Source organism: Paenibacillus sp. AK002 (assembly GCF_053903045.1).
Genome location: NZ_CP096377.1, coordinates 6,481,653 through 6,505,246, shown reverse-complemented (window position 1 = coordinate 6,505,246; position 23,594 = coordinate 6,481,653). Strand labels below are relative to the sequence as shown.

Genomic DNA, 23,594 nt, shown 5'->3' with positions numbered 1-23,594 from the left:
ATATCATCATCACCAAACACAAACAACGCCCCGGCCTCCTTGTATTAGGAAGGCCGGGGCGTTTGCGTTTGGTGTTCTAATTAATCCTCGATTCTTTTCTTGCTGAACTTCATCAGGAACTCGTATACGATCGGTACAACCACGAGCGTCAGCAGCGTGGAACTGATCAAGCCGCCGATAACCGTGATGCCGAGTCCTTTCGAGATAATGCCTGCGCTGCTCTCCCAGCCGAATACGAGAGGCAGGAGCGCGCCGATGGTTGCCAGTGCCGTCATCAGAATCGGACGAAGTCGGGTAGCGCCGGCTTCGAGCAGTGCTTCGCGAGTGCTCATTCCTTCGCGTTCCATATGGATCACGCGGTCGATCAACACGATCGCGTTCGTCACAACGATACCGATCAGCATGAGCACGCCCATCAGTGCAGACACGTTCAGTGTTTCGCCCGTGACGAGCAGGCCTATGATAGCGCCGATGACAATGAACGGCAGCGAGAACAGGATGGCGAATGGAGCGAGTCCCCCGCCAAACGTAACCACGAGTACAAAGTATACGATAGCGATGGCCGCCAGCATGGCGAGCCCGAGCTGTCCGAAGGTTTCGTTAATTTGCTCGGTGACGCCTCCGAATTGGACGGACACGCCGTCTGGAAGCTCAAGCTTGTTCACTTCGGCCTCCAGGTTGGTCGAAGCCGAGCCTACGTCGCTGGACAGGATGTCGGCTGTGACACTCACAACCATTTTACCGTCGATGCGCGTAATGGAATCCGGAGTGGTTCCTTTTTCCACCTTGGCCACATCCTTGATCGGTACTTCGATGCCAAGCGGGGAGGTCACGGTTTCGTTCTCGATTTCCTTAATGCTCTTATAGGTTTTGCTGTCTGCTTCAATGTAAACATTGTAGGTTTTGTCTTCGATCTTGACTTCGGTCAAGACCGGACGTTCCCGTACCGGGGCCAGCTTCATGGCCAACTGTCCGGCCGTCAGGCCCAGTGAGCTGAGCTTCTCTTGATCGGCTACCAGCGTGTACTGCTCAAACGCTTCGGACAAGCTGGTTTCCGCATTTTCAAACGTCGCGGTATCCTTGTTCGCAAGCTCTGCGATTTGATCGGCCACCGGCTTGATCTGCTCCAGCGAGTCGCCGAAGACGTTCACCGTCAGTTGGCTGCCGCCAAAGCCGCCGGCTGCCATGTCCATATTGGACCAAGTGCCGTCCGGCACTTCCTTGGCAAGATCTTCGATGAGCGTCTTTTTGACATCTTCGAAGTTTTTCGTGTCCGGATCATACATAACGTAGAACAATCCTGAATTGGCGGAGCCCATGCCCAGCGGATTGCTTCCGCCGATGGAGTATTGCATCGATTGCACGCCTGGTTGATCCAGGATCAGCTTCTCGGCTTTTAAGGCTCGATCCTCAACATCCTCCAGCATTACGCCAGGCTCAGGTGAATAGGTGACCATCGCGTATTTGTCTTCCTGTTCCGGAATAAAGCTTACGCCCAGGTACTTGGTCAAGAACAAGCTTCCAACGAGCAGCACGATGGCTGCCAGGAAGGTAATCGCTTTGTGATTCAAGGTCCACTTCAAAATGGAGCGATAGCCGCGGGCCATGGCACCCGGCTTCTCTTCATGATCATGTGTGTTCTTCAAGCCTTTGCGGAACAGGCTGTGCGCCATGGCAGGTACGAGCGTAATCGCCACGACCAGGGAAGCAAGCAGGGCAAAGACCATCGTCAATGCAAACGGCATGAACAGCTCTCCTACCATGCCGCTGACCAATGTAAGCGGCAGGAATACCGCGATGGTCACGATGGTGGAGGACATGATCGGCACAAACATTTCGCGCGTAGCGGCGCTGATGAGCTCTCGGCCCTTCAATTTCTCGGTCGAAAGGGACATGCGCCGGTAAATATTCTCGATAACCACGATGGAGTCATCGACAACCCGGCCGATGGCAACGGTCATGGCGCCGAGCGACATCATGTTCAGGGTGATATCCATTTGCTTCAGGCACAGAACCGCAATCAGCAAGGACAGCGGGATCGAAATGATCGAAATAATCGTCGAACGGATGTTGCGCAGGAAGACCATAATGATCAGAACGGCGAACAACGCACCGAATAATGCCTTGGAAAGCATCGTATGGACAGAGTCCTCAATCGGCTTGCCTTGGTCCAGCATGATCGTCAGATCCATGCCAGGATACAGGCCTCTCAATTCTTCGGCCTTGTCTTTGACCTGGTTTACGACGTCAACCGTGTTGGCATCGTTTGCTTTTACGATTTGAATACCGATCGATTCCTTCCCGTTGGTACGGGAGATGGATTCCGAGGAGCCGATCACTTCAATGTTGGCAATCTCGCTCAGTTTGACGGTTGGAATGCCGGTTGGCATACCAGGAGCGCCATTTTGTCCACCAGCGCCGGCACCGGCAGCAGCTTCAGCGCCAGCACCGGGCACGGTTTGCTGACCGGCCCCTGCAGCATCGCCAGGCGGCTGTTGCTGCTGGCCTGCACCGGCATTCGGAGCACCGGCGCCGGCAGACGCATCCGCCCCGCCGCCACCTGGAATGACCGGAATGGCGATATTCTTCAGATCGTCGATGCCGATGATGCCGCCATCAACGGCAACGGCTTTTTGGGACTTTTCCATCTCGAACATGCCGAGCGGAGCGTACAGCGCCGAACCTTGCACGATACCTTTGACGGTATCCTCGGTCAGGCCAAGCTCGCTCATTTTGTCCTGGTTAAACTTAAGCTGTACCTCATTCACGAATTGACCGGCTACCTGGATGGAAGCAACCCCGTCCAAATCCTCCAGCTCGGGAACGATGTCATTCTCCGTGATGCGAGTCAATTCATCCAATTCCATGTTGTCCTTGTTAGCAATGCTTAACGAGACAACCGGCATGGAGCTCATGCTGAATTTGGATATGGTAGGTTTCTGGGCGTCGTCAGGCAGCTTTACCTCGTTGATGGCTTCGCGAACAGCCGCCGTAGCGTTGTCCAGATCACTACCATAATCAAACTCAACCATGACATTCGCTGCATTCTCCATGGAAGTGGAGGTTACGGTTTTGACGCCGTCGATATTGCGGAGTCTCGTCTCGAGCGGTTTGGTTACATCCTCCACAACGCCTTCGGGAGATGCACCAGGATAGATGGCGGTGACACTCAAGAACGGAACGTTAATATCCGGAATGGTTTCTTGCTTCATCGTCAGTCCGCCGTACAATCCACCGAAGCTGACGATGATGGTCAGCAGCCAGATCGCAAACTTGTTGCGCAGCGAGAAATTGATAATTCCTTTCATTAGGCGATTCTCTCTCCTCTCCAAACTCTATGTCTCTAATTTGAACGAATTCCCCTGCATCATGCCGCCGGGCGTAAGATAGCTTTCAAGCACAGTCGAAATGGTGCCTTTGAGCTCGGTATACAATGCTTCGATTTCCTCGATCCCCTCCAAGTTAGCAAGCATTCCTTTCAGAACGGCCCGGCTGGGCTGGAGGCCAAGCAGCTCTTTCTCCATAATATTGAGGGACTCCATTGCATCCTCCCGATCCTCCGGCTCGGCCTGACTCTTCTTCAGCTCGCTTTTCATTGCCTTAATGACGATCAGCGGATGGCGCTGTTTGCGAACGTCCGTCTGGCATAATTGTCCCAGTTGGCCAATCGCCTCCATCGGGATCAGCGGCTCCGGCCGTCTGCGAAGAATGCTGGCGACGATATCATCGAGCAGCTGGATCTGGTGATCTGCCGTGATCCCCACATTCAAATGAAATCCCGGCATGAACAGAAAGCGGATATACGAACCCAGCATGCTGGCCAAGAACATGCCAATCTCCATCGTATAAGGCTCTACGTCCGGTCCATAAATGGTTTTAAGCTTATTGTTAAACCACTGCAATGCAGCGAGCATCTCCTGCCGCATATTTTCCTTGTCAAAAGGCGGTTTTCCCGGCATCTGATCATGGAACTGCTTCAGGAGAAATTCCCGGATCTCCAGAAAATGGATCAGTAACACTTCCGTCTGCTTACGCAGCTGTTCCTTTGGCGCAAGCAGCGGATCGTGGTCGACCCGGAGAATCTCGTCTTTAATCCGGCCTGCGATATGCTCGTAAATGCTCTTTTCCAGTTCCTCTTTGGACTTGAAATGAAGATAGAGGCTGCCTTTCGACATCCCGCATACTTCGGCGATTTCCTGCATGGAGGTAACCGAAGAGCCCTTCGCGGAAAACAGCTGCATCGCAGTGATGAGAATTTGCTGTCGTTTTTCTGCCGTTTTATCAGCCAATCAATAGCTCACCTCGCTTGAGAACTTATCGGTTCTTGGATTGACCATGAGGTCAAGAAATATTATATATGAAAAAGAACGACCGTTTCAACTTTACTACGGTCGTCCTTTTCATTAGGTTCTGAAAACTTGCGATTTTTCTTAAAAAAAATTAGCTGATCAATTTCAGGCCCACGGCCGAACACAGGATCATGGCGATAAACAGCACTCTCCGCCATTCCTTGGGCTCCCCGAACAGAAACATGCCGGTCAAGGCCCCGCCGGCCGTTCCGATACCCGTCCAGATCGCATAAGCGGTCCCCATGGGCAGCTCGGTCATGGCGTAGGAGAGGAGGGAGAAGCTGGCGGCGAAGGATAAGGCCAAAATCAGTACATAACGCCAGCCTTTGCGATCCGACACGCCTTTGATGCCGATGACGCCGCCGATTTCGAATAATCCGGCAAATATAAGCGCAATCCAAGCCATTATTTATTCACCTCCGGTTCGGCGTGATCAGCCGTAACAAGCTTAAGGCCGATGACGCCGGCAAGCAGCACGCAGATCAGAAGCACCTTGACCAGTTTGAACGGCTCTCCGAAGAACAGCATCTCGGACGCGACCGTCCCGGCGGTGCCGATTCCCGTAAAGACGGCATATACGGTTCCGACCGGAAGCCGTTTGGCCGCCTCGATAATAAGATAGAAGCTCGCTGCGATGGCGGCCAAGGTTCCAAGCCATTCCCAGATGTTGGCGGAATGCTTCAACCCCATCACCCATATGATTTCAACCAATCCAGCCAGCAGCACATAACCCCAGTTGCGATTCATTATGTTTGTCACTCCTTTTACGAAAAGAACGGTAACCTTACATTACAAATTCTTTCCACTTTAACTTCCTGCTTATGATGCGTCATTCCATCAGGATTTAACTCTTGTGGTTATATCTTTGCTTCGTTACCCCTAACCAATACACAGGCCAAGCAGCTGCAAGGCGTCTCAAGGCCCGCTCTTCCCCGCCGTATACGGTTTCCAGATGGATTCCGTCCACCAAGGTCATAAAGGCTATCGCCGCATTGCGCGGATGACGGATGATGCGACCCTGCTCCGGGCAGCCCGCGGCAAGCAGCTTCGACAGGTTCTGCTCCTGTTGATCCAGCAGCGGATACACCATCGCCATCACTTCGTCATACAGCGTGCTAGGCGGGAAGAAGGCCATCCGCATGAAGAACTGGACCTCGTCATCCATTTGGTAAGCTTGGAGACGATTCTCAAGAAATCCGTGCAGCTGTTGCTCCAGGGGCCAATCGGAATGGTCAAGGAAATAGGCTACCATCATTTCCTCCTGACGATGGAATACGTCCTGGAGCACTTGCAGAAACAAATCCTTCTTACTCGAAAAATGGGCGTATATCGACGGTTTCTTGATACCGCAATCGTCGGCGATATGTTTTAGCGATGCCCCTTCGTAACCGTTTTTGGCAAAGTGGGCAAGAGCAGACTGTTTAATGTCGGCGGCACTCATAAAATTCCCCCTAACTAACGATCGTTAGTTATATTTCTAACAAATGGCGTCAGCATTGTCAATCTTTTTTTGGTGCATTGAGCCCTTGCCGGCCCAAGGAGAACAGTCTTTAGTTCCTGGGGGAGATCATGTAGAATATGGTGTGACCAGCATCGTGCATACAAAGACAGAAACGATGAAGAACAAGGGGTAAACCGATATGAGAAAGGGAATAGAGGCTGTACTGATCACCGCGCTATTGTTCGCGTTTTATTATTTTGGCATGCATTATTTCGGGAAGATGACAGGCACGGTTATCGGGATATTCTCTACGCTGACCGTCGTATCCATCGGATTCATGATTTTTATGGAGAATCGCCATCCTTCCAGCACAATGGCCTGGATTCTGCTGCTGGCGCTTGTCCCCATCGTCGGGCTCGTTTTTTATTTTTTGTTCGGACAGAACTATTTCAAACGGAGAAAATACGATAAAAAGGCGAGGAAGGACGGCCTGGTATACACCAGCGAGGTCCTGCGCAAGAACACCCCCGACGTCTCCTGCTTCAAGCCGGAAGTGCAGCAGCTGCTACAGCTGTCCACCCGGCTTGCGCGCACGCCGATATCGTTCTCAAGCGACACGAAGGTGCTGACCGATGGGGAAGAGACCTTTGCGGCATTGATTGCGGAGCTGGAGCAAGCGGCGCACCATATTCATATGGAATATTACATTTACCGCCCGGATGCGATCGGAACGCAGATCCAGGAAATTTTGATACGGAAGGCGAGGCAAGGGATTGCCGTGCGATTTATGGTAGACGCCGTCGGCAGCCTGCAGCTTCCGCCTTCCTTCCTGCAGGAGATGCGGGATGCGGGCGTGCAGGTGGCCGTGTTCGGCAGTCCCAAGACGATCTTCTTCACGAGCCGCGTGAATTACCGCAATCATCGCAAAATCGTCGTGATCGACGGCAGCGTCGGGTTCGTTGGCGGCTTGAATGTGGGAGACGAGTATTTAAGCCGCAGCAAAGCATTCGGTTTCTGGCGCGACACCCATATGCTTGTCCGGGGGGAAGCTGTCCGTACGCTTCAGGTTGTATTTTTGCAGGATTGGCAGTATATGACGGGGGAGCAGCCGAACGAGCCGATCTATTACTCCCCGGATTTGCTGGAGAACCGCAGCGGCGCCGTACAGATTATCGCAAGCGGTCCGGATAATGAACGAAGAGCCCTCAAGAACATTTTTTTCTCCATGATTGTGTCGGCTCGTAAGTCGGTGTGGCTGGCTACGCCTTATTTTATACCGGATGAGGACATTCTTACCGCGCTTAGGGTTGCCGCCTTATCGGGTCTTGACGTGCGTATTCTGTTTCCGTCAAAGCCGGACAAGTGGCTGCCCTTCCTCGCGTCCCATTCCTATTTCCCGGCCCTGCTGGATGTTGGGGTAAGGGTCTATGAGTACGAAAAAGGGTTCATGCACTCCAAGCTGCTGATCGTCGATGGCGAGGTGGCCACCATCGGCACGGCCAATATGGACATGCGGAGCTTCCATCTTAATTTTGAAGTCAATGCATTGCTCGTACACACGGACAGCGTAAGCAAGCTGGTATCCGATTTCGAGCATGACCTGGAATCCGCCATCGTGTACGACCGCCATCATACCCGCAAAAAGAGAATCATGACACGGCTGCTTGAATCCGCTGCCCGGCTGATGTCCCCCCTGTTGTAAACGCAGCGGAAGAAGCCGGGACCGGCCATATCCCTAAGCCCGTTCGTTCCATCTAGCTTTGTAAGAATTTTAAAAGGTAGTGAAACCCAAGCTTTTTTGCAATTTAAACAGGATGTCCTTCATCCATGTGGTTTTTCCCAAGTAAGCTTCGACGTCCAGACTGAACTGGGCATCTTCGTTGAACCATATCCGATGAAAGTAACGGTCCAAATCCCGGGTGAGCGGATGATTCTGAGGGGCAGCGATCCACAGATTGTTCTCCAAATTCAGATCGTCCAGATTCCGCTGGGTGAAATTGGTCGACCCGCCGGTAATAATCGATTTGCCTGTCGGTTTGGCAATGTACATGAGCTTGGTATGGTACTGTTCGGTGCCGGTGTTGTACCAGCGAATGGATATTTTTCCTTGGGATTTCTGGATGAGCTCGGCTGCAGCCGGACGGTTGGGGATGCCGATTTTGTCCCGGCCGAAGGCGTTCTGGTTCGGATCCAGAATGAGACGGATATCAACGCCTCGGTCCGAGGCTTGCAGAAGCCGTTCCATGACTTTACTGTCGGCCAGGTAGAACATCCCCATCCAAAGCGTGTCCCCGGGCTGCGACTGCTCAATGCCCTTCAGCACATATTTATAGATTTTTCCTTCCGTCAAATAACGAACATCGACGCCGTTGGGTTGACCCGAAGGCTGCACCGCCGGCTTGGAGCCGGGCTCGTATTCCGGCAGCTTGATCGGGCTTGTAAGGTTAACGGCGGCTTGCTCCGCCGCAAGCATATCGCCGATGATGTCCCCGCTCGTTTCGAAGGCGATGTTCGAGTGGAAGGCGCTGGCGTCGTGCATGTTGGCCGAAGTCACCAGCGCGGTATTCTCGCTGATCACGACTTTGCGGTGATTGGCTTTCACATTCAGCAGCTTCAAATAGGAGCGAACGGTAATATCGGGTGCTTCGGTTGCCATCAGATTGGGGAGCGTGCCTTTGCCGGACTGGCCGAACCACTGAATGAACGTGCGCCATACGGCGGAATAAGCGGGCGTGGAGTCCCGCAGCCGGTCGACATCGGTTACAATCACATGAATGCCTGCTGCCTTCATGGACTCGAGCTCCGGCGGCGTATAGGAGCCGTATCCGGTATTCACTTCGTCGGTGATAAAGAATATATCCATATCGGGATGGTTCTTCTTATGGGTAACCAGGCGACGGGCAAGCTCTTCGCTGACTTTCGGGAATGTTTGGTCCTTATGGGCATATCCGTTGAACAGAAACATATCGATCACCAGGAATTTTCGCGATTCGTCGATAATTTGGCCGATGCGCGGTCCGATTTCTTGATCGTGGACAGGCTGGCCGTCCGGTCCGGGATAGGTCAGGTCGATCCACATCCTCACGTCGCTTTGGTAGACTGGACTTTCATAGGAGATTCCATTCGGAAGAGGTTTATGAGTCTGATAGATCATTACGCCGATAAGCCATAGCATGAGAAGGACAAGACCCATGAATATTGTTTTTCGCATTCGTGAGCTTTTGGCATGAGGGTTTTCTGGCAGGGGCTGCGTGCCTGGACCCGGTGCAAGTGGTTTAGTTGAATTGCGGTTAAGGAACAAATGGCGGAAGTCCAAGATCACCCATCCTCCTATCTTTTCTATTCGTAGGTCGTATAACGTTAATTAACATGAAAGTGCTGCCCTGACGCACTCCAGTTATTGCAATTCGGCAAGCACCGCGTTTGGGGATGATCCCGGGAAGCCGGGGCAGAATGCTATTTGGGAAGGTTGCTGGGTTTCGAACATACGTGAGATCGTGAGAACATCGGTATTAAAATTGTCAAAGGATGTACATATCATGCAGCTGGGACAACCTGCGACGTCAATGATATGCTTTAGATACGGCTTTATTAAGGATGAGTGAATCGGATAAGGAGGCACGGAATGAACTCAGAACATGAACAGACTGCGGGCAAACCTGCAACCGTTTCAGGCGGAGGATCAGGAAGATTTGGGGGCAGACTGATGCCGGAAGTGCCCACCGGCGAGCGGAAGATCGAGCATGTTCGATTATGCCTGGACGAAGAAGTGGGCTCCGTGGGGGTAACCACCGGCTTTGAACGTTACCGTTTTCGTCACGCCGCACTGCCGGAGATCGACTTTGGAGAGATTAAGCTGGACACGACGTTTCTTGATTTTTCCGTACGCACGCCATTTTTGATCAGCTCCATGACCGGTGGAAGCAAGGCCACCGGAGAGATCAATATGCGTCTTGCGGAAGCGGCGGAACGGCGCGGCTGGGCGCTTGGTGTCGGCTCCGTGCGGGCTGCGGTGGAGAAGGAGGAGCTTGCATCGACATTCCGCGTGCGCGAGAGCGCGCCGAGCGTGCCGGTGATCGCCAACCTAGGAGCGGTGCAGCTGAACTATGGCTTTGGCCTTGACGATTGTCAGCGGGCGGTGGATATCGCGGGTGCGGATATGCTGGTTCTCCATCTAAACGGGCTGCAAGAGGTGTTTCAGCCAGAAGGGAACACCCGGTTCGGCCGTCTGCTGGGGCGTATCGAGGATTTGTGCCGCACGCTTTCGATACCGGTCGGGATTAAAGAAGTGGGCTGGGGAATCGACGGCGAAACGGCGCGGTCTCTGCTGGACATCGGGGCGGCGTTCATCGATGTGGCCGGTGCGGGCGGCACCTCGTGGAGCCAGGTCGAGAAATTCCGCAGCCCGGATCCGGTTCGCCGCGCCGCGGCCGAGGCTTTTGCCGGGTGGGGCAATCCTACCGCGGACTGCATCGCGGAGGTGCGCGAAGCCGCGCCGGACTGTGCGCTGATCGGAAGCGGCGGGCTGCAAAGTGGCGTCGATGCGGCCAAAGCGCTTGCTCTGGGCGCCGATCTGGCAGGCTTTGGCCGCGGACTCCTGGGCTCGGCGGTCGATTCGGTTGAAGCGCTCGATCAGCGGCTTGCTCAGGTGGAGTTGGAGCTGCGGACGGCCATGTTCGGCATCGGCGCGGGGAATATCGAAGCCCTGAAGTCCACCAGGCGGCTGATTCGTGCCTAAACAGGGGAGAATACCGCCAGAACCGGGGCTCGACGATGGCAGTATATTCGTGTTGAAGTCTATGGGGTATCTGCTATAATTAATAAGATTGTTTAGCTGGTGATAGGGGCTTCGGCGAATGGAGCCCAAGCCTTGTATACTTATAAATAAGAGTAAACCTGATAAGGAGTTGTCACATAAATGGCTTTAAAAGCTGGAATCGTCGGTTTGCCGAACGTCGGCAAATCTACATTGTTTAATGCGATTACGCAAGCGGGCGCCGAGTCGGCCAACTACCCGTTCTGTACGATTGATCCTAACGTCGGCGTCGTGGAAGTGCCGGATGAGCGCCTTGACAAATTGACGGAACTGGTTCAGCCGAACAAGACGGTGCCGACCGCTTTCGAATTCGTCGACATCGCCGGCCTGGTTCGCGGCGCGAGCAAAGGGGAAGGTCTTGGGAACAAGTTTCTGGCCCATATTCGGGAAGTGGATGCAATCGTTCATGTAGTCCGCTGCTTTGAAGACGAGAACATTACCCACGTTGACGGTAAAGTGAACCCGGTCAGCGACATCCAGACGATCAATCTGGAGCTGATACTTGCGGATCTCGACAGCGTCGAGAAGCGGATCGACCGTGCGAAGAAGAACATGAAGGGCGGCAACAAGCAGTATGCTCAGGAAGTGGAGCTGCTGGAGCGCCTGAAAGAAGCCCTATACAACGATCAGCCCGCACGCAGCGTGGAGCTGAGCGACGATGAGAAACTGATCGTGCGCGATTTGCACCTGCTGACGCTGAAGCCGGTATTATACGCGGCGAACCTGAGCGAAGACGGCGTTGCGGAAGCCGACAGCAATCCATACGTGCAGCAGGTTCGCGATTTCGCGGCCGTGGAGAACGCGATCGTGGTGCCGATCAGCGCGAAGGTTGAGGCTGAGATCGCCGAGCTAGAAGGCGAGGACAAAGCGATGTTCCTTGAGGAGCTGGGACTGGAAGAGTCCGGTTTGAACCGTCTGATCAAGGCGGCATACAGTCTTTTGGGATTGTATACCTACTTTACGGCCGGCGTGCAGGAAGTGCGTGCCTGGACGATCCGCAAGGGAACCAAAGCGCCGCAAGCGGCCGGCGTTATCCATACCGACTTCGAACGCGGCTTCATTCGTGCGGAAGTCGTCGCATACGATGACCTGGTTGCCGCTGGCTCGATGAACGGCGCGAAAGAGCGCGGACAGCTTCGTCTGGAGGGCAAAGAGTACGTCGTGAACGACGGCGACGTTATGCACTTCCGTTTTAACGTGTAATCGATGAAGGTTTCAAAGGCCATGGCTCCATGTCGCTTTGTGCATGGGACCGTGGTTTTTTTGAAGCGATCGGAAAGGCGAGAACCCTTTCTTCGGTCAAATGCCTGCTAGTCAAACGTGTCGTTTCATGGTAAAATAAAAAGTCGTTTACACTTCATGAGTCATACGAAACGGAGTGCGAAATGGCATATCTTCAGGAATATATCTTAGAGAGGTGAATTCCTTTGTTGGACCGATTACAATCCCTTGCGGACCGTTATGAGAAGTTGAGCGAGCTGTTGTGCGATCCCGATGTCGCTAATGACTCCAAGAAGCTCAGGGATTATTCCAAAGAACAATCCGATTTACAGCCTGCTTATGAGGCTTATGTTGAATATAAAAACGTCATTGAAGAACTCGAAGCTGCCAAAACCATGCAGGGCGAAAAGATGGACGACGAGATGCGCGAAATGGTGAAAATGGAGATCGAGGAGCTCACCCAGCGCGAGCAAGAGCTGGCCGAAAGAATTCGGATTCTGCTGCTGCCGAAGGACCCGAACGACGATAAAAACGTCATTATCGAGATTCGCGGCGCAGCCGGGGGCGACGAGGCGGCACTGTTCGCTTCCGACCTGTACCGGATGTATACCCGTTATGCCGATACCCAGGGCTGGAAAGTTGAACTGATGGACGTCAACACCAACGATCTGGGCGGGTTCAAGGAAGTGATCTTCATGATCAACGGCCGCGGCGCTTACAGCAAAATGAAATTCGAGAGCGGGGCGCACCGCGTACAGCGTATTCCGACCACGGAATCCGGCGGCCGCATCCATACCTCCACCTCCACCGTGGCGGTTATGCCGGAGGCGGAAGAAGTGGACATCGAAATCCATGACAAGGATATTCGCGTGGACACCTTCTGCTCCAGTGGCGCAGGCGGTCAGTCCGTTAACACCACCAAGTCGGCGGTGCGCGTAACGCATATTCCGACCGGCATCGTGGCTACATGCCAGGACGGCAAATCGCAGAACTCCAACAAGGAGAAGGCGCTGCAGGTGCTTCGCGCCCGTATCTTCGATATGATGCGTCAAGAGGAAGAAGCGAAGTACGCCGGGGAGCGCAAGAGCAAAGTCGGCACCGGTGACCGCAGCGAGCGGATCCGGACGTACAACTTCCCGCAAAGCCGCGTGACCGATCATCGGATCGGACTTACCGTTCACAAGCTGGATCAAGTGATGAACGGGGAGATTGAAGAGATCGTTTCGGCGCTGACCCTGGCGGAGCAGGCTGAAATGATGGAAAAAGGAGTATAACGCTTTGAAGCGGACGATATTTGAATTGACGCCGAAGCGCAGCATCAGGGAAGCCTTTGTGGAGGCTTCTTCTTTTTTAGACCGCATGCGGGTGATGGAGCCGCAGCGGAATGCGCAGCTGCTGCTGGAGCATGTGCTCGGACTGTCGGGAACCTCATATTACATGGCGCTCACGGATCCGTTTCCTGAGGGCCGCCGCCTCGCTTTGGAAGAAGCAATCACTCGCAAAGCGGAGGGCGTTCCGGCGCAGTACATTATCGGCGAACAGGAGTTTTACGGCCGGCCGTTCGACGTCACGCCGGCGGTTCTTATTCCGCGCCCCGAAACGGAGCTGCTCGTGGAAGCGGTGCTGAAGTACGGACAGGAGCTTACCCCGCGACCGGATGGAGGGCTGAAGGTCGTCGACATCGGCACCGGCAGCGGGGCCATCGCCATCACGTTGGCTTTGCAGTCAAAGGGATGGGATGTGTTTGCGAGCGATATTTCGCCCGATGCGCTGGAGGTTGCCGCGCGGAACGCGAAGAAGCTGGGCGCCCGGGTTGAGTTCCGGCAGGGAAACCTGCTGGAGCCGTTCGCCGGCATGGGGCCGGACATCCTCGTCTCCAATCCGCCGTACATTCCGGCGGAGGATATCGAGGAGCTGCAGCCGGAAGTCCGGGACTATGAACCGCGGACGGCTCTGGATGGCGGGCCGGACGGATTGAATCCGTACCGGATCATGATGGCGCAGCTGCCCTTGCTGTCGGCGCCGCCGCGCTTGATCGCTTTTGAGCTGGGCATGGGCCAGGCCGGGGATGTAGCAGAGCTGCTGCGTAAGGCAGGACACTGGGAGGAAATCGTCACGGTACCCGATTTGGCGGGGATTGACCGGCATGTTCTGGGAATTTTCCGTTAATTGTATTCGGGGCCGATTTCTTTTAAAATATAGAGAACGGGCTGCAGAATGAACATGGGTTTGTTTGTCCAATGATGGTTATTCTGCCTGAATGGGCACATCGGGGTTTACGGGCTCCGGGCACAGGGGGACCGAAAGCATGCTTCAGAAGTTGAAGAAGATTGATTTTGTCATTGTGTTTGTACTGCTGATGCTGATGGTCGTCAGCATCACGTCGATATATAGCGCCACGTTAGACACCGCCGGGTTCGAGGGTCACCATATTAAAATGGCGGTATTTTATATCCTCGGCTTCGCGGCTTTTTTCGGACTTAGTTTGATTGATTATCGAATATGGAATAAATATGCGCTGCACATCTATATCGGAGGGTTAATCACGCTTTTGCTGCCTTCCTTCATCGGTCAAACCAAAAATAATGCCACGGGCTGGATCAATCTCGGCATCGTGGATATTCAGCCTGCCGAATTATTTAAGCTGGTATTGATCATATTTATTACCTATGTCCTTATTCGCAAGGACAAATCGAGGCTCTCTTTCTGGCGGGATATCGTACCGATTGGTTTTCTGACGTTCATTCCGTTTGCCATCGTCATGGTTCAGAATGACTTGGGGAACGGACTCAGTTACATTGTCATACTGCTCGGGTTGTTATGGATCGGCAACGTGAAATTTTCGCACGCGCTGATCGGGCTGCTGCTGGTAGCAGGCATTGCCTTTGGCGGAGCACAGGCCTATATCCACTTTCATGATGAAATTAAAGAATCGAAACTCATGGAGAGCCGCGGTCATTGGATGGAACGGATCGATCCATGGCTGGTGCCCGAGAAAGCTACCGCGAAGGCAAGTTATCATACGAACAATGCGAAGCTGGCTATTGCTTCAGGCGGCATGAGCGGAGAGGGGTACTTGGAAGGCAGCTCCGTGCAATCTTCGCGCGTACCGTATACGTATTCGGATTCGATTTTTGTGCAAATTGCGGAGGAATACGGCTTTATCGGCTCTTCCGTGCTGCTGCTGTTATATTTCATACTCATTCACAGGATGATCCTGATTTCGCTGGAAAGCCGGGAAAAAGCGGGTCCGTTTCTGATCATTGGCATCGTGGCCATGCTGCTGTACCAAATCTTTGAGAACATCGGCATGTTTATCGGCTTGATGCCTTTGACGGGAATCACCTTGCCCTTCATCAGTTACGGCGGAACGTCGCTCATCATTAATATGGCGTGCCTCGGGGTTGCCATGAGCGTGAAGCTGCACGGGCAGGAAGTGGAGGAGGATATGCCGAATCCGCAAACATACCGTCCCGCGCCAACCAAACAGGCTTAATGCGGGTGATTAGAGTTTAGAATCAAAAGAGATGCTATCGAAAGCAGCATCTCTTTTGTTTTTTTCTCCGGTATTCAGGAAAGAGGATCGCGAATTGTGTTAGCGGTGAAAATCTTTTAGAATAATTCATTAGGGGCTTGCATCGCTGGATCCCTGAAAATCTTGACCGTAATGCCACCTTCAGATTTGGGTTTATGGAATGATGAATATCAAAAGGCCAAGGCAAACTTTCTTTTCGAATAATCGTTATATGCCTGTATAGGCAAACCGGGGGTTCGTGTCTCCGGGCACAGGGGGATCAAAGCATGCTTCAGAAATTCAAGAAGATGGATTACGTTATTGTTTTCGTACTGGTTTTGATGATGGGTATCAGCATTACGTCCATATACAGCACGACCGTCGACACCAAGTTCGAAGGCTCTCATATTCGCATGATTGCTTTTTACATTGTCGGCTTCATGGCTTTTTTCGGAATTAGCCTGCTGGATTACCGGTTATTGATTAAATATGCCAAATATATATACTTAGGCGGTTTAGCCGTGCTGGTCCTCGTGATGTTTATCGGTAAGGATATTAACGGCGCCCAAGGCTGGATTTACATTGGCAGTTTAAGTATACAGCCTGCTGAATTGTTCAAGCTGATCCTGATCATATTTCTTTCTTTTGTATTGGTGCGAAAAAACAAACCGCTGCTGTCCTTCTGGAAGGACGTCGTTCCGATCGGACTGTTGGCGTTCGTGCCTTTCGTGCTCGTCATGGCTCAGAATGACCTGGGGAACGCGCTTAGCTATGTCATCATTTTGCTGGGGCTGCTCTGGATCGGGAACGTCAAGTTCTCCCACGCGCTGATCGGGCTTGTGCTGGTGGCAGGAGTGGCCTTCGGCGGCGCCCAGGCTTACATTCATTATCATGATGAACTGCTGGAATCGAAAATACTGAAGCCGCACTGGGTGGAACGGATTGATCCGTGGCTGTATCCGGAGAAAGCGACCGCCAAGGCCAGCTATCATACAACGAATGCGAAGCTCGCCATCGCCTCCGGCGGGATGAGCGGCGAGGGTTACATGCAGGGGTCGTCGATCCAGTCGGGCCGGGTGCCTTATGCGTACTCCGACTCCATCTTCGTACAGATTGCCGAGGAGTTCGGTTTTATCGGTTCCTCCGTCCTGCTTCTGTTATATTTCATCCTGATCCATCGGCTGATCCTGATCTCCCTGGAATCCAGGGAGCGTGCGGGGCCGTTTCTAATCATAGGAATCGTGGCCATGTTTTTATATCAGATCTTCGAGAATATCGGGATGTTTATCGGCTTGATGCCGCTGACGGGGATTACGCTGCCCTTTATCAGTTACGGGGGGACGTCCCTTGTGATTAGTATGGCGAGTCTCGGGGTCGCCATGAGCGTCAAGCTGCATGGTCAGGAAGTGGAGGAAGATATGCCGGATCCGCATGCTTATCGCCCGGCGGCCGCTAAGCAGCAGGCTTAGATGATGGTCGGGTGGAACTTCGCCGCGGTCTGGGTGCAGTTATTATGAATATAACCAAAACCGAATCGTCATTTATATGAGAAGATGCCGTTCCCATGGGGACGGCATCTTTTTTTTGTCAAAGTTGTGATGCGCCAATCTATGAATTTTTTTCGATTTGCTAGATTCCACGTTTATATCTTTTTCAGGCGGACATACTGATAGCATCATAGAGTTTCGTTCATAGAGAGGCGGTTGTCCGAGATGAAAAATTATAGTGAAACCCTCCGTATTATCGTAAAAAAAATGGTTGTGCTCTTATCCTGCATGTTTATGGTCATCATGGCTTGGGAGGGACAGCAGATCGATGCTTCCGTTGTCGGCGGTCCGATCCCTCAAGAATCGATACGGCTTCGCATTCTCGCGAATTCAGATAACCCGTCCGATCAGCTCGTCAAAAGAGAGATTCGTGACGCGGTCGTTGAGCAAATGCAGCTTTGGGTCCTGCAGCTGGAGAACCCGCAAAGCCTGGAAGACGCCAAGGCATTAACCCGGCAGCATCTTCCGGAAATCCGTCAGCTGGTGGGTGAAGAGCTGAGAAAAAGAGGAATCACTTACAATTACCATGTAGAACTTGGCGTCGTGCCGTTCCCGACCAAATTGTACGGGGGCACGGTGTATCCGGCGGGCGATTATGATGCGCTGCGGATTACGTTAGGCGAAGGCCAAGGACAAAACTGGTGGTGCGTCCTGTTCCCGCCGCTTTGCTTCATCGACGGCGGCAGCGGGGATGCGGCAGCCCAGCCTGTAGAGACGGGTATCCAAACGGTGTCCGCCGATGCGGGTGACGCTTCTCCGGAGGAAGCGCCGAAGAAGGCAAGCGAAAGCGAGCCGGAGGTCCGTTTCTTCCTGTGGGATATGTTTCTGGGCCTCTGGAATTGGGTGGCAAGCTTGTTCTAGGATGATCCCGCGTATGGATTTCCAATACGGACAGGGTATGATAAACTTGGATGAAGAAGTACGTGTTCAAAAAAGGTTATTTTCAGCACCGAAGCTAATGCTTCCGATGTGCGTTTTTTCAAAACGCTTCAGTTGGATGAAGCTAGGGACGTCAGGAGTGGAGCGTACGTTTTGGGTACGTGAGCACCTAAGATGTTTCCGGAGGAAACATAACTTCGAAAGCATCTGCTTAGGCCCGGCTGAATTCAAGATTCGATGCCGAGCTGGTTCCTGATTCGCTTCGTGTTAGATATAGGATTTATAAGTTATCAACGGAGTTGATGAAATTCTATATCGCAAGAAAACCTACCTATGCATCGCGGTCGCTCATCCTTGAAGTGGCTTCGATGAGGGGTTTTCTTATCAAAAGCGGAATTTTTGAACAACCTCTAGAAGAGTGCTTTCTCTTTGGCGCGACCGGTTTCCATGGGAACCGGCACGGGACTGAAGAACGAGAAGCGCTTTTTCTTTTGGAGTATAGGCAAAACGCGTTTGGATGTTTATATATTTCATATACAGAAAGCTTGGGATAGGTATGGAACAGAACGGGAATGACAAGGAACGCAATTTGCAGCGGGAACAAGGCTCCCGGAATGCTGCATCGAAACCAACCAAACTGTGGCATGTCTCGAGCTCCCTCTCCAAGGAGGGCCTCGGGTCGGAGAAGGAAGCGAAGCAGGCGCTGCACGAAGCAGGCCAGGTGCTTGCACAGGGCGGTACGGTGGCTTTTCCGACGGAAACGGTGTACGGACTTGGTGCTGACGCCGGCAATACGGAGGCGGTCGAGCGCATCTTCGCCGCCAAAGGTCGGCCGTCGGACAATCCATTGATCGTGCACATCTCGGAGCTGGCTCAGCTTGACGGCTTGGTCCAGCAGGTGAACGAGACGGAACGGGCGCTGATGGCGTCGTTCTGGCCCGGACCGCTGTCGCTGGTGCTGCCCGTGAAACCGGGCGCCGTATCGCCTCGCGTGACGGCCGGACTCGATACGGTTGCCGTGCGGATGCCGGATCACCGCGTGGCGCTGGCTCTGATCAGCGCCGCCGGTTGTCCGCTTGCCGCACCGAGCGCGAATCGCTCCGGCCGGCCAAGCCCGACGCTGGCCAGCCATGTGCTGGAGGATCTGGCGGGGGCGATCGACGGCGTGCTCGACGGCGGCCCGGCCGGGGTGGGCGTCGAGTCGACGGTGGTGCAGGTCGGCGATGACGGTGCCGTCACGGTGCTCCGCCCGGGCGGCGTCACGGCCGAGCAGCTTGCCGCGGTGGCGGCAAGCGTGCGTCAGGACCCGGCGCTGCAGCGCGCCGCCGGGGAGGCGGAGAGCCCGGCGCCGCGCTCGCCGGGCATGAAGTACACGCACTACGCACCGAAGGGTGCGATGTGCGTGGTGCAGGGCCCGCGTGCCGATACGGTGTCGGCACGCATCGCGGCCGAGCTCGAGGCGGCGGCCCGGCGCGGTGAGGTGACCGGCGTGCTGTCGTTCGACGAGCACATCGGTCACTACGCTGCGGACGTTGCCGTCTCGCTCGGCAGCCTGGCCGTGCCGGAGGAAGCGGCCCGCCGGCTGTACGCCGGCCTGCGCCGCTTCGATGAAGAAGGCGCGACCTTCATCCTGGCCGAAGCGTGCCCGGACCAGGGGCTTGGCGCAGCCGTCATGAACCGGCTGCTGAAGGCCGCGGGACATCACATCATCCACGTCCATGAAGATGCCGATTGAACGGTTTTAGCATGATTTCCCCCTTGTCCGCATATGGTGTACAAGACCATGGGACTTGGGGGAATGGGGATGTTGGAGGCGTCTGTCCAATCGGGACAGCTTGCGGCGATTCTGCTGATGGCGGTTGCACTCGGGCTAGACGCATTTTCGCTTGGTATCGGAGTCGGAATGAGAGGCGGCATGCGTTTAGGCCATATGCTGGGCATCAGCTTCATGATCGCGTTGTTTCACATGCTTATGCCGCTGGCCGGCTTGTTTGCCGGCCGCTATGTAGGCATGCTGCTGGGGCACGTCACAGGGTTTGCGGCAGGCGGGCTGCTCCTCCTGCTGGGCGGGCATATGCTGTATAATGCTTGGCGGGGCGGGGAAGGTCAGCGCATTCATCCTACCGCGTTCTTGGGCATGCTGTTGTTTTCGCTAAGCGTCAGCATCGACTCCTTCTCGGTAGGCGTTTCGCTCGGGATGTTCGTGGATGATGTGCTGCTGATCGTGATCTCCTTCGGCGTCGTGGGCGGTTTGCTGTCCATTCTCGGCCTGCTGCTCGGCCGTCAGGTGAGCAACAAGCTGGGAGAGTACGGCGAAATGCTGGGCGGACTGATTTTGATCATCTTTGGCGTGATGTTTATCTTTTGACGCAATATTTGTTACAATAATCCCAAAACAACCTACAACGGGGAGGTACGGGACCGTGAAAAATATATTGTTTGTCTGCACGGGGAATACCTGCCGCAGTCCGATGGCGGAAGGAATGCTGCGCAAGCTCGCCAAACAGCGGGGCATTCCGCTGGAAACGCAATCCGCCGGCGTCTCGGCCGTAGACGGCATGCCGGTATCCCGTCATGCGGAATCGATACTGCGGGACCAGGATATTCAAGATCGCTTGGTATCTAAGCCGCTGACCGCGAATCTGGTGGAATGGGCAGACCTGATTCTGACGCTGACCCAGTCGCATAAGCAGTATGCGATTCGGCAGTTCCCGCATGCCGCCGACAAGATGCACACGCTGAAGGAATTTGTGGAGGATGACCGGCGGGTGCTGGATGATCTGCGGGAGCAGGACAGCCTGTACGCAACGCTCGAGCTGGCCAGATCGCTGGGCCGCGATGTCAGCGACCGCGACCGGGAGCGTCTGATCGAGCTGCGCCAGCGAATTCCGAGCTTCGATATCTCCGATCCCTTCGGCGGCTCGCGGGAGGAATACGAGGCGACGGCGGCGGAGATTCGGACGGCGCTCTTCCGTCTGTTGGACAAGCTGGAAGCGGATCAGCATAAATAGGATCGGCTTCGACGGAAGCGAAGAGTAAATCTGGATCCAGGCTCAATCTGGCTAAAAAAGCCGCTTGCCTTTCGCAGGGTATTGCTTTAAGATGAAGGTGAAAAACATGAATCCGATGTAACTGGCGACGAAGTGGATGAAACCACGATGGAGCATCGGAATATACGGCCGGTCGCCTGGGCAAAGAGCATTTGGAGCACAATACGTGCGCCGACTGCTCTTTTTTCGTCTTTTGCGTGGAGTTTGGGTTATAATGAAACAAGCTAAAACGCAAAAGCGAACATTCGAGGGGGTTTTTCATAGATGAAAATTGCATTGGGTACCGATCATGCCGGCATTCGTCTGAAAGAGGAGATCGTGGAGGTCATTCGGGGTCTTGGACACGAGGTGGAGGATCTTGGCTGCGGCTGTTCCGATTCCGTGGATTATCCCGATTACGCGCTTCCGGTGTGCGAGAAGGTGGTCTCGGGTGAAGCGGATCGGGGCATTCTGATCTGCGGAACGGGAATCGGCATGAGCATTGCCGCCAACAAGGTGCCGGGCATCCGCTGCGCGCTGACGCATGATGTGTTTTCGGCCAAAGCCACGCGTGAGCATAATGACAGCAACGTGATTGCGCTGGGCGAGCGCGTCGTCGGTCCCGGGCTTGCTGCCGAGATCGTCAGCGCATGGCTGACAACGGATTTCAGCCAGGGCGAACGCCATGTCGGCCGCGTGAACAAGATCAAGGCCATCGAGGAGCGTTACCTGAAGAGCGAATCGCGATAGGTCAACGCGTAAAGCTGCTGCGGTTATTGCGTATGGAATGAAGCATCTTCTGTGAAAAAAATCATCGGGAGGACTGTGACATGACGGATATCTCCAAGGTTTCCTTGAGCGAACAGACGGCGCGGATCGTCCGCGAACTGGCCGAAGCTTCAGCCTTAGGACCGGGCAAGGTGCTGGTCATCGGAGCCAGCACCAGTGAAGTGGTCGGACGCCGGATCGGCACAGGCGGCGCTCTTGAAACGGCGCAGCAGCTTCTTCAGGGCATTGCCGAGGTTCAAGCGGAATTCGGCTTCGCTGTAGCCTATCAATGCTGTGAGCATTTGAACCGGGCGCTTGTCATGGAGCGGGGACTGCTCGAAGAGCTGCGCCTGACGGAAGTGGCGGCTGTACCGATTCCAGGGGCGGGAGGCTCCATGGCCTCGGCGGCGTATCGGAGTATGAAGGAGCCCTGCCTTGCGGAATCCATTGAGGCCCATGCGGGTGTCGATATCGGCGAGACGCTGATCGGCATGCATTTGCGGAGAGTGGCGGTTCCGTTCAGGCCGAGCGAGCGTTATATCGGCGATGCGCGCGTAACGGCGGCTTACACCCGGCCGAAGCTGATCGGCGGAGAACGCGCCGTGTACAGACTCGAGCAGCGGGATGATTTCACGCTGTGCGATTGATTCGAATGAGAGCCCGCTTTAGTCATTAGGTAAACTTGTAGTCTTGACTTGGCAAGAGAAAATAACGATTGATTATGGGAGGATATGAACATGATGGAACATTTGCGGAAGAATGACCCGGCTGTATTGGAAGCGATGGATTTGGAACTGAAGCGTCAACGCAGCAACATTGAGCTGATTGCCTCCGAGAACATCGTCAGCGAAGCGGTTATGGAAGCCATGGGGACGGTGCTGACGAATAAATATGCGGAAGGCTACCCTGGCAAGCGTTATTACGGCGGCTGTGAGCGTGTGGATATCGTGGAGGATATCGCCCGTGACCGCGCGAAGGAATTGTTCGGTGCCGAGCATGCCAACGTTCAGCCGCACTCCGGCGCCCAAGCGAACATGGCGGTGTATTTGGCTGCGCTCAAGCCTGGAGATACCGTGCTCGGCATGAACCTGGCCCACGGCGGCCATTTGACTCACGGAAGCCCGGTTAACGCGTCAGGCCTTCTGTACAATTTCGTTGCGTACGGCGTGCAGGAAGATACGTTCCTTATCGATTACGACGAAGTCCGCAAAGCGGCTTTCAAACACCGTCCTCGTCTGATCGTGGCGGGTGCAAGTGCATATCCTCGCATCATTGATTTCGAGAAGCTTGCTGCCATCGCGAACGACGTAGGCGCATTGTTCATGGTCGATATGGCTCATATTGCCGGTCTCGTTGCCGCGGGTCTTCACCCGAATCCGGTTCCGCATGCCCATTTCGTAACCACCACGACGCACAAGACCCTTCGCGGCCCTCGCGGCGGCATGATTCTGTGCAAGAATGCATGGGCGCAGGCGATCGACAAAGCGGTATTCCCAGGCTCCCAGGGCGGACCGCTCATGCATGTCATTGCTTCCAAAGCCGTGGCACTTGGCGAAGCATTGGATCCATCCTTCAAGACGTATGCAGAGAACGTCGTGAAGAACGCGAAAGTGCTGGCTGACACCCTGATCGAGGAAGGACTGAACATCGTTTCCGGCGGAACCGATAACCATCTGATGCTGGTCGATACCCGCAATCTGGACATCACCGGCAAAGACGCAGAGAAGGTGCTGGATTCCATTGGAATTACCGTCAACAAGAACGCCATCCCGTTTGATCCGACGAGCCCGTTCGTCACGAGCGGTATCCGTATCGGTACGCCGGCGGTAACCTCCCGCGGCATGGATGAGCAGGCGATGGTGAAAATCGCGAAGATTATTGCCATGACCCTGAAGCAGCCTAAAGACGAGGCGACGCTGGAAAAAGCGGGCCGTTTGGTGGCTGAGCTTACGGATCAGTATCCTCTTTATGCCGAAATGAAATATTAATCACAGTTTCGTCAGCATAAGAGGCCTATGATAAGAGGACCC

At 54.3% G+C, this 23,594-nt stretch carries 20 protein-coding genes and 1 riboswitch; of the genes, 14 read left to right on the top strand and 6 right to left on the bottom strand.

The genetic code is table 11. The features are described from left to right. Positions 1–80: 80 nt before the first annotated feature. The 5 genes from M1D70_RS29400 to M1D70_RS29380 all read right to left on the bottom strand — a co-directional run bounded on the left by M1D70_RS29400 (position 81) and on the right by M1D70_RS29380 (position 5,790). Entirely contained in the window at positions 81–3,308 is a 3,228-nt protein-coding gene (locus tag M1D70_RS29400) for an efflux RND transporter permease subunit (RefSeq protein ID WP_456288613.1), read from the bottom strand. Positions 3,309–3,335: 27 nt separating this feature from the next. Then, entirely contained in the window at positions 3,336–4,289 is a 954-nt protein-coding gene (locus M1D70_RS29395; protein WP_009594494.1) for a TetR/AcrR family transcriptional regulator, read from the bottom strand. 151 nt (positions 4,290–4,440) lie between these two features. After that, on the bottom strand, positions 4,441–4,755 hold the full coding sequence (locus M1D70_RS29390; protein WP_009594524.1) for a DMT family transporter: 315 nt from the start codon (positions 4,753–4,755) through the stop codon (positions 4,441–4,443). Next, the gene (locus M1D70_RS29385) at positions 4,755–5,096 is read right to left on the bottom strand and encodes a DMT family transporter (protein ID WP_009594491.1); all 342 of its coding nucleotides are present in this window, start codon (positions 5,094–5,096) and stop codon (positions 4,755–4,757) included. Before M1D70_RS29385 ends, M1D70_RS29390 begins: the two co-directional genes overlap by 1 nt. A 97-nt stretch (positions 5,097–5,193) precedes the next feature. Next, positions 5,194–5,790, bottom strand: coding sequence for a TetR/AcrR family transcriptional regulator (locus M1D70_RS29380; protein ID WP_009594503.1), 597 nt, complete (start codon positions 5,788–5,790; stop codon positions 5,194–5,196). Between the two features lie 199 nt (positions 5,791–5,989). Between M1D70_RS29380 and cls the strand changes: the two genes are divergently transcribed. Beyond that, positions 5,990–7,492: a cardiolipin synthase gene (gene cls, locus M1D70_RS29375; protein WP_009594550.1), complete on the top strand. Its 1,503-nt coding sequence runs from the start codon at positions 5,990–5,992 to the stop codon at positions 7,490–7,492. Between the two features lie 69 nt (positions 7,493–7,561). On the opposite strand, the gene M1D70_RS29370 is transcribed toward cls, so the two are convergent. Beyond that, on the bottom strand, positions 7,562–9,001 hold the full coding sequence (locus M1D70_RS29370; protein WP_456288612.1) for a phospholipase D family protein: 1,440 nt from the start codon (positions 8,999–9,001) through the stop codon (positions 7,562–7,564). A 414-nt stretch (positions 9,002–9,415) separates the two neighbouring features. Between M1D70_RS29370 and fni the strand changes: the two genes are divergently transcribed. The 13 genes from fni (at position 9,416) to M1D70_RS29305 (ending at position 23,552) form a co-directional block, all read left to right on the top strand. Beyond that, positions 9,416–10,528 carry a type 2 isopentenyl-diphosphate Delta-isomerase gene (gene fni, locus M1D70_RS29365; protein ID WP_456290514.1) on the top strand — a complete coding sequence of 371 codons (1,113 nt, stop codon included), beginning with the start codon at positions 9,416–9,418 and terminating at the stop codon, positions 10,526–10,528. Between the two features lie 180 nt (positions 10,529–10,708). Next, positions 10,709–11,809, top strand: a complete 1,101-nt coding sequence (gene ychF / locus M1D70_RS29360) for a redox-regulated ATPase YchF (RefSeq protein WP_456288611.1) — start codon at positions 10,709–10,711, stop codon at positions 11,807–11,809. 224 nt (positions 11,810–12,033) lie between these two features. Then, a complete protein-coding gene (gene prfA, locus M1D70_RS29355; RefSeq protein ID WP_009594489.1) occupies positions 12,034–13,101 on the top strand; it encodes a peptide chain release factor 1 in 1,068 nt (355 codons plus the stop codon). Between the two features lie 4 nt (positions 13,102–13,105). After that, on the top strand, positions 13,106–13,996 hold the full coding sequence (gene prmC, locus M1D70_RS29350) for a peptide chain release factor N(5)-glutamine methyltransferase (protein ID WP_456288610.1): 891 nt from the start codon (positions 13,106–13,108) through the stop codon (positions 13,994–13,996). Positions 13,997–14,135: 139 nt separating this feature from the next. Next, positions 14,136–15,323, top strand: coding sequence for an FtsW/RodA/SpoVE family cell cycle protein (locus M1D70_RS29345; protein WP_456288609.1), 1,188 nt, complete (start codon positions 14,136–14,138; stop codon positions 15,321–15,323). 305 nt (positions 15,324–15,628) lie between these two features. Next, positions 15,629–16,810 carry an FtsW/RodA/SpoVE family cell cycle protein gene (locus M1D70_RS29340; RefSeq protein WP_009594539.1) on the top strand — a complete coding sequence of 394 codons (1,182 nt, stop codon included), beginning with the start codon at positions 15,629–15,631 and terminating at the stop codon, positions 16,808–16,810. A gap of 243 nt (positions 16,811–17,053) precedes the next feature. Beyond that, positions 17,054–17,749, top strand: a complete 696-nt coding sequence (gene spoIIR / locus M1D70_RS29335; protein WP_009594552.1) for a stage II sporulation protein R — start codon at positions 17,054–17,056, stop codon at positions 17,747–17,749. A gap of 574 nt (positions 17,750–18,323) precedes the next feature. After that, positions 18,324–19,502 (top strand): L-threonylcarbamoyladenylate synthase, encoded by a 1,179-nt coding sequence (locus tag M1D70_RS29330; RefSeq protein WP_456288608.1) that lies wholly within the window; start codon positions 18,324–18,326, stop codon positions 19,500–19,502. Positions 19,503–19,571: 69 nt separating this feature from the next. Beyond that, a complete protein-coding gene (locus M1D70_RS29325; RefSeq protein WP_015737752.1) occupies positions 19,572–20,135 on the top strand; it encodes a manganese efflux pump MntP in 564 nt (187 codons plus the stop codon). A 55-nt stretch (positions 20,136–20,190) separates the two neighbouring features. Next, positions 20,191–20,778 (top strand): low molecular weight protein arginine phosphatase, encoded by a 588-nt coding sequence (locus M1D70_RS29320; protein WP_009590545.1) that lies wholly within the window; start codon positions 20,191–20,193, stop codon positions 20,776–20,778. A gap of 107 nt (positions 20,779–20,885) precedes the next feature. Continuing rightward, positions 20,886–20,967: riboswitch (ZMP/ZTP riboswitch) on the top strand. A gap of 114 nt (positions 20,968–21,081) precedes the next feature. Next, positions 21,082–21,546, top strand: a complete 465-nt coding sequence (gene rpiB / locus M1D70_RS29315; RefSeq protein ID WP_009590548.1) for a ribose 5-phosphate isomerase B — start codon at positions 21,082–21,084, stop codon at positions 21,544–21,546. 80 nt (positions 21,547–21,626) lie between these two features. After that, positions 21,627–22,211, top strand: a complete 585-nt coding sequence (locus M1D70_RS29310) for a TIGR01440 family protein (protein WP_456288607.1) — start codon at positions 21,627–21,629, stop codon at positions 22,209–22,211. Positions 22,212–22,301: 90 nt separating this feature from the next. Next, positions 22,302–23,552: a serine hydroxymethyltransferase gene (locus M1D70_RS29305; protein WP_456288606.1), complete on the top strand. Its 1,251-nt coding sequence runs from the start codon at positions 22,302–22,304 to the stop codon at positions 23,550–23,552. The last annotated feature ends 42 nt before the right edge of the window (positions 23,553–23,594 follow it).

Bases quoted from the DNA above. Each gene is read 5' to 3' on its own strand.
- M1D70_RS29400 (WP_456288613.1), bottom strand. From the start codon at position 3,308: ATGAAAGGAATTATCAATTTCTCGCTGCGCAACAAGTTTGCGATCTGG.
- M1D70_RS29390 (WP_009594524.1), bottom strand. From the start codon at position 4,755: ATGGCTTGGATTGCGCTTATATTTGCCGGATTATTCGAAATCGGCGGC.
- M1D70_RS29385 (WP_009594491.1), bottom strand. From the start codon at position 5,096: ATGAATCGCAACTGGGGTTATGTGCTGCTGGCTGGATTGGTTGAAATC.
- M1D70_RS29380 (WP_009594503.1), bottom strand. From the start codon at position 5,790: ATGAGTGCCGCCGACATTAAACAGTCTGCTCTTGCCCACTTTGCCAAA.
- cls (WP_009594550.1), top strand. From the start codon at position 5,990: ATGAGAAAGGGAATAGAGGCTGTACTGATCACCGCGCTATTGTTCGCG.
- M1D70_RS29370 (WP_456288612.1), bottom strand. From the start codon at position 9,001: ATGCGAAAAACAATATTCATGGGTCTTGTCCTTCTCATGCTATGGCTT.
- fni (WP_456290514.1), top strand. From the start codon at position 9,416: ATGAACTCAGAACATGAACAGACTGCGGGCAAACCTGCAACCGTTTCA.
- ychF (WP_456288611.1), top strand. From the start codon at position 10,709: ATGGCTTTAAAAGCTGGAATCGTCGGTTTGCCGAACGTCGGCAAATCT.
- M1D70_RS29345 (WP_456288609.1), top strand. From the start codon at position 14,136: ATGCTTCAGAAGTTGAAGAAGATTGATTTTGTCATTGTGTTTGTACTG.
- M1D70_RS29340 (WP_009594539.1), top strand. From the start codon at position 15,629: ATGCTTCAGAAATTCAAGAAGATGGATTACGTTATTGTTTTCGTACTG.
- spoIIR (WP_009594552.1), top strand. From the start codon at position 17,054: ATGAAAAATTATAGTGAAACCCTCCGTATTATCGTAAAAAAAATGGTT.
- M1D70_RS29330 (WP_456288608.1), top strand. From the start codon at position 18,324: ATGGAACAGAACGGGAATGACAAGGAACGCAATTTGCAGCGGGAACAA.
- M1D70_RS29325 (WP_015737752.1), top strand. From the start codon at position 19,572: ATGTTGGAGGCGTCTGTCCAATCGGGACAGCTTGCGGCGATTCTGCTG.
- rpiB (WP_009590548.1), top strand. From the start codon at position 21,082: ATGAAAATTGCATTGGGTACCGATCATGCCGGCATTCGTCTGAAAGAG.
- M1D70_RS29310 (WP_456288607.1), top strand. From the start codon at position 21,627: ATGACGGATATCTCCAAGGTTTCCTTGAGCGAACAGACGGCGCGGATC.
- M1D70_RS29305 (WP_456288606.1), top strand. From the start codon at position 22,302: ATGATGGAACATTTGCGGAAGAATGACCCGGCTGTATTGGAAGCGATG.